This window comes from Streptomyces apricus (assembly GCF_008369065.1).
In the GTDB taxonomy this organism is placed as follows: Bacteria; Actinomycetota; Actinomycetes; order Streptomycetales; family Streptomycetaceae; genus Streptomyces; species Streptomyces apricus.
This window is the reverse complement of record NZ_VDFC01000004.1, coordinates 62636-71219: the sequence shown is the minus strand read 5'-3', so window position 1 is coordinate 71219 and position 8584 is coordinate 62636. Positions and strand designations below refer to the sequence as shown.

7 protein-coding genes and 2 pseudogenes are annotated in these 8584 nt (G+C 74.3%); 6 read left to right on the top strand and 3 right to left on the bottom strand.

Features of this window, described 5'->3' with window-relative positions; translation table 11 throughout:
• Positions 1 to 59 precede the first annotated feature (59 nt).
• Positions 60 to 1355, bottom strand: coding sequence for a flavin-containing monooxygenase (locus FGF04_RS00975; protein WP_149509243.1), 1296 nt, complete (start codon positions 1353 to 1355; stop codon positions 60 to 62).
• 259 nt (positions 1356 to 1614) lie between these two features.
• Here FGF04_RS00975 and FGF04_RS00970 point away from each other — a divergent pair, with 259 nt between their 5' ends.
• Both FGF04_RS00970 and FGF04_RS00965 read left to right on the top strand, forming a co-directional pair.
• Positions 1615 to 2067 carry a DoxX family protein gene (locus tag FGF04_RS00970; RefSeq protein ID WP_149509242.1) on the top strand — a complete coding sequence of 151 codons (453 nt, stop codon included), beginning with the start codon at positions 1615 to 1617 and terminating at the stop codon, positions 2065 to 2067.
• Positions 2064 to 2376: pseudogene (locus FGF04_RS00965) on the top strand (Zn-ribbon domain-containing OB-fold protein); the annotation flags it as partial. The gene FGF04_RS00970 and the pseudogene FGF04_RS00965, both read left to right, overlap by 4 nt.
• On the opposite strand, the gene FGF04_RS00960 reads toward FGF04_RS00965, so the two are convergent.
• A complete protein-coding gene (locus FGF04_RS00960; protein ID WP_235882121.1) occupies positions 2258 to 3307 on the bottom strand; it encodes a hypothetical protein in 1050 nt (349 codons plus the stop codon). The pseudogene FGF04_RS00965 and the gene FGF04_RS00960 sit on opposite strands and share 119 nt — an antisense overlap.
• 142 nt (positions 3308 to 3449) lie before the next feature.
• Here FGF04_RS00960 and FGF04_RS00955 point away from each other — a divergent pair, with 142 nt between their 5' ends.
• Positions 3450 to 4673: an acyl-CoA dehydrogenase family protein gene (locus tag FGF04_RS00955; RefSeq protein WP_149509241.1), complete on the top strand. Its 1224-nt coding sequence runs from the start codon at positions 3450 to 3452 to the stop codon at positions 4671 to 4673.
• A complete protein-coding gene (locus FGF04_RS00950) occupies positions 4673 to 5179 on the top strand; it encodes a nitroreductase family deazaflavin-dependent oxidoreductase (protein WP_149509240.1) in 507 nt (168 codons plus the stop codon). The genes FGF04_RS00955 and FGF04_RS00950 overlap by 1 nt, the downstream gene beginning before the upstream one ends.
• 151 nt (positions 5180 to 5330) lie before the next feature.
• On the opposite strand, the gene FGF04_RS00945 is transcribed toward FGF04_RS00950, so the two are convergent.
• On the bottom strand, positions 5331 to 5978 hold the full coding sequence (locus FGF04_RS00945; RefSeq protein ID WP_149509239.1) for a TetR family transcriptional regulator: 648 nt from the start codon (positions 5976 to 5978) through the stop codon (positions 5331 to 5333).
• 788 nt (positions 5979 to 6766) lie between these two features.
• Between FGF04_RS00945 and FGF04_RS00940 the strand changes: the two are divergent.
• Together FGF04_RS00940 and FGF04_RS40820 are read left to right on the top strand one after the other, a co-directional pair.
• Positions 6767 to 7384, top strand: a pseudogene (locus FGF04_RS00940) (VOC family protein); the annotation flags it as partial.
• 332 nt (positions 7385 to 7716) lie between these two features.
• On the top strand, positions 7717 to 8584 hold an 868-nt coding region (locus FGF04_RS40820), incomplete at its 3' end, for a serine/threonine-protein kinase (RefSeq protein ID WP_235882120.1).

The window sequence follows — 8584 nt, the reverse complement described above, 5'->3', positions numbered from 1 at the left end:
CGCCCCGGCAGGGCGCGGGGACGGCTGCCGCCGGGGAGCGGCCGGACGGCTGCCGTCGGTCAGTGCGCGATGCGGGACGGGTTGCGCCGCCCGGCGTCCCGCGCGACCGCCTTCGCTATCTTCTCGGCGTCGATGGCCAGTTCGCGGAACATGCCGCTGATCGGGTTGGTGAAGCCGGTGAAGTAGAGGCCGGGGGCGTTCTCCGGCGTGCGGGCACCGTGCACGACCGGCCGCCCGCGCCCGTCGAGCACGTCCAGGTGGCCGACGAGGCGCTCCAGGGCGCGCCGGTAGCCGGTCGCGGCGATCACGGCGTCCGGTCCGACGCGCTCACCGTTCGCCAGGACGACCTTGCCGTCCTCGAAGCCCTCGACCGCGGGGACGACCTCGACCCGGCCCTTGCGGACCGCGTCGATGAGACCGACGTCCTGCACCGGGATGGCCCCCTCCTGGACCCGCGAGTACAGCCCGGTGTCGGGCCGCGGCAGCCCCTGCGCGGAGAGGTCCGGAACGCTCAGCTTCGCCAGCGGCCGGGCCAGCCGGTCCACCAGCGCGCGCGGCAGCCGCCGGCAGAGCACCCCGGTGTACTGGGCCGCCCACCCGGCCGTCGACCGGCGCACGATGTGCGGCGCGGTCCGCACGGAGAGGCGTACGCGCGAGGCGCCGCCCTCGACGAGGTCCACGGCGATCTCGGCGCCGGTGTTGCCCACGCCCACCACGAGGACGTCCTTGCCCGCGTACGGGGCCGGGTTGCGGTACTCGCCGGCGTGCAGGAACTCGCCGGTGTACGCGTCGCGTCCTGGCCAGTCGGGCACGTACGGCGTGTGGTTGTGGCCGGTGGCGACGACCACCGCGCTGCCGGTCAGCTCGCGGCCGCCGGTGGCGTGCAGCAGCCAGCCGGTGCCGTCGGCGGAGGGCTCCACGCGGGAGACCTCGACGCCCGTGACGATCTCCAGTTCGTGGTGCTCGGCGTACTTCTCCAGGTAGCGCACCACGTCGTCGCGCGCCACCCACCGCCCGAACGAGCGCGGCATCGCGAGGCCGGGCAGCGCGGACAGGCGCCGGGTGGTGTGCAGCCGCAGCCGGTCGTAGTGCCGCCGCCAGGACGCCCCGACCCGGTCGGACCTTTCGAGCACGACGGCCCGCACCCCGCGGGCGCGCAACGCGTACGCCACCGCGAGACCGCCGGGGCCGCCCCCGATGACGTACACGGGCCGGTCCTGCCGCGGCGCGGACGTCGGCTCGGACGCCGGCTCGGGCGTCGGTCCGGACGTCGGCTTCGAAGCCGGTGCGGACACCGGAGCGGGTGCGGGTGCCGGGGCGGCGGTCTGGGGCGTCGGGTCGGAAGTGTCGGCCATGTGCCGAGCGTATGCACGCCATCAATTGATGGGTCTCGGTCAAGCCCGGAATCGGTTGCGAATCGATCACGGCTGTAGGAGAGGTGTGTGGACCTCGTGTCGTAGCTCACATGCGCAGCGGCGACCGGGCGGACGGCCGCGCCGGGGAGGGCGGCACGGGTCCCTCGCGCACCCCTTGCACACCCCCGCGCCCGTGCGTAGAACTGACGTACCGTCAGATGGTCGGGCACGCGGTCCGTCCGCGGGAAGGGCGTGGGGCATGGACGCGATCTGGCTCACCGGGGCGCAGTGGCTCGCCGTGCTGCGGATCGGGCTCGGGCTGTGGTGGCTGGAGAGCTGGCGGCACAAGGACAGGAAGGGCTGGTTCGAGCGGGGGACCGGCATCGCGTGGGCGTCGGACGTCGCGGCGAAGCACCGGTGGAACGCGGTGCGCAGCGGCTTCGACGTGGTGGTCGCGCCCCGGCCGCGCACGATGGCGTACGTCGTCGTGTACGCGGAACTCGCCCTGGGGCTCGGCCTCGTGGTGGGCTTCCTGACCCCGGTCGCCCTGGCCTGCGGCCTGCTGCTCAACCTCCTCTACCTGGTGCTGATGATCCACGACTGGGCCGAGCAGGGGCAGAACGCGATGATGGCGCTGATCTCCCTGGTGGCGCTCTTCGGCATGTCCTGGCAGACGTGGTCGCTGGACGGCGCGCTGGGGCTCTTCCGATGACGGCCGGCCGCTTCGACGTACCGGAGGCCGACGCCTTCACCCGCCCCTACTGGGACGCGGCCGCCGCCGGCCGGCTGCTGCTGCGCCGGTGCGGGGCGTGCGGGCGTGCCCACCACTACCCGCGCGAGTTCTGCCCGCACTGCTGGAGCGGGGCCGTCACCTGGGAACGGGCGAGCGGCCGCGCCACGCTCTACACCTGGTCCGTCGTCCACCGCAACGACCTGCCGCCCTTCGGGACCCGCACGCCGTACGTCGCCGCCGTCGTCGACCTCGAAGAGGGCCCGCGGATGATGACGGAGGTGGTGGAGTGGAGGGCGCGGGAGCTGCGGGCCCTCTTCGAGGTCGACGACGGCGGCGACGTACCACTCGGACATCGTCGTGTGCGAGACGTGCTCACCGGTGCCGAGCACCCAGACGGGAGCCGCCCGGCAGTCCCGTACGTACGGCTCCGCCGCCAGCAGCACCGCCGCCACTCGGACATCGTCGTGTGCGAGACGTGCTCACCGGTGCCGAGCACCCAGACGGGAGCCGCCCGGCAGTCCCGTACGTACGGCTCCGCCGCCAGCAGCACCGCCGCCCCGCCGTCGGACCGCAGGCAGCACTGCAGCTTGGTGAAGGGGTCCGCGATCATCGGCCCCGCCAGCACGTCGTCGACCGTCACCGGCTCCCGGAACATCGCCTCCGGGTTCAGCGCGGCGGCGTCCCGCGCCCGCACCGCCACCGTCGCCAGCTGCTCGACCGTCGTCCCGTACTCGTGCATGTGCCGGCGCGCCGCCATCGCGTACTTGGCGATCAGCGAGTGCCCGTACGGCACCTCGAACTGCAAGGGCCCGCCCGCCCCGAACGACAGGTTCCCCGTACGGCGGCCCGCCCGGACGTCCGCCCGGGCGGTGGGCCCGTACACCAGCAGGACCACGTCCGCGTGCCCGGCGGCGATCGCGTCCGCCGCGTGCGCCGCCATGACCTCCCAGGTCGATCCGCCGACGGACGTGGAGTCGACCCAGGTCGGCCGCAGCCCCAGGTACTCCGCCACCTCGGCCGGCGCCAGCGTGCCGAGGCCCGCCGAGGCGACGCCGTCGATCACCGACCGGTCCAGCCCCGAGTCGGCGAGGGCCCGGCGCGCGGCCTGGGCGTGCAGCGCGTACGGCGTCACGTCGTCCAGACGCCCGCAGTCGGCGAGGGCCGCCCCGACGACGGCCACCCCGCGCCGTCCCGACGTCACACCCGGAGTCGCGGTCATGGAATCTGACGGTACATCAGATGGCCGGAGGGGCGTAGTGGGCCGCGGTCCTGTGCATCTGCCTGCCACCGGCCTAATATGACGAACCGTCAGATAGGGCGACCGGGCATCCGCCCGGCCCGGCCCGGGGAGGAGCCCGCCGATGGACGCCACCTTCACCGCGGAGCAGGACGGGATCCGCCGCACCCTGCGCGAGCTGCTCCTCAAACGCTGCGGCCCGGAGGACGTCAGGGCCGCCGTGGGGACCGCGGACGGGTACGACCCCGCGCTGTGGGAGGCCCTCGCCCAGCAGCTCGGCCTGCCCGGACTCGCCCTCCCCGAGGCGTACGGGGGAGTGGGCTGCACGACGACCGAACTCGCCCTCGCCGCCGAGGAGCTGGGCCGCACGCTCGCTCCCTCCCCGCTGCTCGCCACGGCCGTCCTGTGCGCGCCCCTCGTCCTGGCGCTCGGCACCCCGGCCCAGCGTGCCGCGCTGCTGCCCCGTATCGCCTCCGGCGCACTCACCGCCGCGCTCGCCGTACCGGGCGCGGCCCTGACCACCGCCCTCGGCCTGACCGGCGGCAACCACGGCGACTGGGCGGGCGGCGGGCGCGCGGGCGGCGTACAGGCGCGGCGGGACGGCGACGGGTGGCGGCTGTACGGGCAGGCCGACCAGGTGCTCGACGGGCACCGCGCGGACCTGCTGCTCGTCGCCGCGCGTACCGGGGGCTTCGCCCGGCCGCGCACCCTCCTCTTCCTCGTCGGCGAGGGGGCCGCCCGCGCCCGCCTGACGACCCTCGACGCGACCCGCCCGCAGGGCCGCGTCCAGCTCCGGCACGTCCCCGCCGAACTGCTCGGCGCGGACGAGGCGGCGGACGAGGCGACCGACGAGGCGACGGACGTCACCGGGACCCTCGCCGCCCTTACCGCCCTCGCCGCCGTCGGCGACCGTGCCGCGGCCGTCCTCGCGGCGGAGGCGGTCGGCGCCGCGGACCGCGTACTGGAGCGGACCGTGGAGTACGTGAAGCAGCGCGAGCAGTTCGGGCGGGCGATCGGGTCGTTCCAGGCGGTGCAGCACCGGCTGGCCGACCTGTACGTACAGGTCCAGGGGGCGCGTTCGGCCGCCTACTACGCGGCCTGGGCGACCGTCGAGGGCCGCGAGGGGGTCGGCGGGCTCGCCCTCGCGCAGGCCCTGGAGGCGCTGCGCACCACCGCCTCCGAGGCCGTCCAGCTGCACGGCGGGATCGGGTTCACCTGGGAGCACGAGGCCCACCTGTACTTCAAGCGGGCGGCCGGCGACGAGCTGCTGTTCGGGCCGGTGCACCGGCTGCGCGCGCACGCGGCCGGGGAGGCGCGGCTGTTCGGCGGCGGCGAGGTGCGGGTCTGATGGCCCCGCCGGGGGTGCGTGGTTCCGGGGTGCGGCTGGTCCAGAAGGTGTCCTCGACGCGCGGCTTCGCGAGGGTCGCCCCGCACGTCGTGCCCGCCCTCGACCGCGCCGTGCACCGGCTGAGCCGCGGGAAGGTGCTGCTCAGCGCCCGGTTGCTGCCCGGTGTCGTCCTCACGGCGCGGGGCGCGCGGAGCGGGCTGCCCAGGCGTACGCCGCTCGCCTGCATGCCGGAGGGGCGCGACGACGAGGGCGCGGCCGGCAGCTGGCTCCTGGTCGGGTCCAACTTCGGGCGCGCGGACCACCCCGCCTGGACCGGCAACCTGCTCGCCCACCCGGAGGCGGAGATCAGCTGGCGGGGCCGGGACGTCCCGGTGACCGCCCGGCTCCTGAGCGGTGCGGAGCGGGACGCGGCGTGGGCGGCCCTGCTGGAGTTCTGGCCGCCGTACGCGACGTACCAGGCGCGGGTGGACCGGGAGATCCGCGTCTTCCGGATCGTACGCAGATGACGTACGCAGATGACGTACGCGGATGGCGTACGCAGCTGGCGGGCGCGGGAGCAAGTGACCCGGGCCGGGCCGGGGATGCGACAGGCGGCAGTCCACCGGGGTGAACTGCCGCCTGTGTGACAGGACGTGTGCCGGGAAACGTGCGCGAGGGCTACTTCGTCGGCTTCTTGCCCGTCACGCCCAGGTACACCAACTGCGCCAGGTTGGGCCTCAGTTCGGCCTGCTTGACGCCCCACGTCTGGAAGCCCTTCTGGTGCGAGGCCACCGCCGCGAGCATCGCCACCAGGGAACCGGCCATGGCGGCCGGGTTGACGTCCTTGTCGACCTTGCCCTTCGCCTGGAGTTCCTTGACCGTGTCCGTGAGGGAGTTGTTCACGGAGTTCAGGATCTTCATACGGATCTTGTAGAAGCGTTTGTCGCCCTCGGCGGCGCCCAGGTCGACGACCCGCAGGATGGCATCGTTTTTGCGCCAGAACTCAAGGAACCCGTCCACGAGTTCCTGCGCGGTCTGCCAGCCCGCCTTGCCGACCCAGGAGCGTCCGGCGAGGAGCTGGGTCAGCCCGGCCCCTTCCGCCGCCATGCGCTCGGCGATCTCCAGGACGGCACCCTCGACGTCCGGGAAGTACTGGTAGAAGGTCGCCGGTGAAGTGCCCGCTTTCCGTGCGACGTCGATGACTTTGACGTCGCGGTAGGGCGAGGAGCTGAGCATCTCGCTGAGGCAGTCGAGCAGCTTCTGCCGCGTCGCCTGCCCGCGCCGACCGGCCACACGGCCGTCGACGGTACGCACTTGTCCTGTCATGACGTCAGCTTACCGAGGGGTGATCGGAGCGCTATTCGGCCGACTGCAAATGGGGTGTACGGCCTCGCGGGCGGGTGTGCGGCCCGCTCTGCGGGATGGGTGGAACGCCGTTAGCTTGGCCGCATGGCTGGATCTGACGGCTCTGCCGCGTTCACCGAGGGCGCCCCCTGCTGGGTCGACGCCCAGCTGCCGGACGTGGAGGCGGGCAGACGCTTCTACGCCGAACTCTTCGGCTGGACCTTCACCCCGACGCCCCCGAACGAGCCGACGCATGCGAACGGGCCCGCCTCTCCGGGCGGGCCCGTCGTCCCGGGCGGGTCCGCCGGTCCGGATGGGTCCGTCGGCCCGGACCGACCCTCCGGTCCGGACGGGCCCGCCCGCCCGGAAGGATCGGTCGCCCCGGGCGGGTCCGCCGGCTCGGGCGGGTCCGCCGATCCGGAAGCCCGGACGGCCCCGCGGCCCCGAGCGGCCCCGCGGACCCGGACGGAGGCGGGCCGCCCGACGGGGCCCGGGAATCCGGCGGAGGCGGACTACGGGACGGCAACGGGCCGCCCGGCCGGGCCGGGGAATCCGGTGGAGGCGGACCACAGAACGGCGGCGGGCCATCCGACGGCGCCCGGGAATCCGGTGGAGGCGGACCACGGGACGGCAGCGGGCCGCCCGGCCCGGCCGGGGAATCCGGCGGAAGCGGACCGCAGGACGGCGGCGGGCCACCCGGCGGCACCCGGGAACCCAACGGAGCCCAAGAATCCCGCCCAGGCGGGCCGTGGGGTGCGGGCCCCTGGACCGGGGCCGTCCCCGCCTACCTCGGCGACGCCCCCGTCGCCGCCCTCGTGCCGAAGCGGGACGGGCGGATGCCCACCGTGTGGACGGTCTACTTCGCCACCCCCGACGTCCGCGACATGAGCGACCGCATCCGCAAGGGCGGCGGCCAGATCGTCACGGCACCCGTGCCGGTGGGCCCGTACGGCGTCGCAGCCCTGGCCGCCGACCCCGAGGGCGCGGTCTTCGGGCTCTGGCAGGCCGGCACGCACACCGGTTTCGGCGGCCGGCGCGAGCCGGGCGCCCCCGCCCCGGGCACCTTCGCCTGGGTCGAGCTGTACGCCCGGGACACGGCGGTCGCCGACGCCTTCTACCCCGGCCTCTTCCGCGACGCGCTCTTCGGCCCCGGCGTCACCCGTGAGTTCGGCCGCGCCCCCGTCACCGACGTCTTCCCGGCCGAGATGCCGCCCCACTTCCTCGTGCACTTCGCGGTGCGCGACTGCGAGGCCGCGCTCGCCACGGTGACGCGGCTCGGCGGCCGGGTCCACGCGCCGCCCTTCGACGCGTCGTACGGCCGCGTGGCCGTCGTCAGCGACAACCAGGGGGCGTCCTTCGCGCTGCTGCAGCGCCGGGACGCCCCCTGAACCGCCCCCCGGCACGGAATTTCAGGTTTCTCGGCGGCCGCGACGGACGAAGCTCCAGCGCCGAAACCCGTACGACATGCTGCGAAAGGCGCCGAAAAGGTCGCCGCCTACGATGGAAAGCAAGGAATAGTCGACCCTTTTGCCCGAGAATGGCGGAGACATCCCGATTGGGTCCCGGGTTCGCACCAGGAGCCCGGGCCAGGAAGAATCGGGGGTGCGTGCCGCCGGAGCGGTTCGGTGGTGAGACGCTGCGCAGTGGCCGGAGCCGCGGCAGGAGCGATGGCTGGAGCGGTGGCTGGAAGCGCGGCCGCGTACGGGGAGGTGGCAGGCAAGTGGTGGATCAGCTGACACAGCACGATCCGCGGCGGATCGGGCCGTTCGAGGTGCTGGGACGGCTGGGCGCCGGCGGCATGGGGCTGGTCTATCTCGCGCGCTCGGCCTCGGGCCGGCGGGTGGCGATCAAGACCGTCAGGACCGAGCTCGCCGAGGACCAGCTGTTCCGCGTCCGCTTCTCGCGCGAGGTCGAGGCGGCCCGCGCCGTGTCCGGCTTCTACACGGCGGCCGTGGTCGACGCCGACGCGCGCGCGGCCGTGCCCTGGCTCGCCACCGCCTACGTGCCCGCGCCCTCCCTCGAAGAGATAGTGACCGAGTGCGGGCCGCTGCCGGCCCAGGCGGTGCGCTGGCTCGCGGCCGGCGTCGCCGAGGCGCTGCAGTCCATCCACGGCGCCGGTCTCGTCCACCGCGACCTGAAGCCGTCGAACGTCCTCGTCGTCGAGGACGGGCCGCGCGTCATCGACTTCGGCATCGCCTCCGGTGTGTCGAACACGCGTCTGACGATGACGAACGTCGCCGTCGGCACCCCCGCCTACATGTCACCCGAGCAGGCCAAGGACTCCCGCAGCGTGACCGGCGCGAGCGACGTCTTCTCGCTCGCCTCGATGCTCGTCTTCGCCGCCACCGGACACGCGCCCTACCACGGCGCGAACCCCGTCGAGACCGTCTTCATGCTGCTGCGCGAGGGCCCGAACCTCGAAGGACTCCCCGACGAGCTGCGCCCGCTGATCGAGTCCTGCATGCAGATGGACGCGACGGCCCGCCCCAACCCGGCCGACCTCCAGGCCCAGCTGGCGCCCCACCTCTTCAACTCCGGCTCCGACGACAGCGGTACGGCGTCCGCGTGGCTGCCCGAACGGGCCGTCG

Excerpts from the sequence above, each read along its gene's own strand:
- FGF04_RS00960 (WP_235882121.1), bottom strand. The coding sequence starts at position 3,307 with ATGACCGCGACTCCGGGTGTGACGTCGGGACGGCGCGGGGTGGCCGTC.
- FGF04_RS00970 (WP_149509242.1), top strand. The coding sequence starts at position 1,615 with ATGGACGCGATCTGGCTCACCGGGGCGCAGTGGCTCGCCGTGCTGCGG.
- FGF04_RS00945 (WP_149509239.1), bottom strand. The coding sequence starts at position 5,978 with ATGACAGGACAAGTGCGTACCGTCGACGGCCGTGTGGCCGGTCGGCGC.
- FGF04_RS00950 (WP_149509240.1), top strand. The coding sequence starts at position 4,673 with ATGGCCCCGCCGGGGGTGCGTGGTTCCGGGGTGCGGCTGGTCCAGAAG.
- FGF04_RS00955 (WP_149509241.1), top strand. The coding sequence starts at position 3,450 with ATGGACGCCACCTTCACCGCGGAGCAGGACGGGATCCGCCGCACCCTG.
- FGF04_RS00975 (WP_149509243.1), bottom strand. The coding sequence starts at position 1,355 with ATGGCCGACACTTCCGACCCGACGCCCCAGACCGCCGCCCCGGCACCC.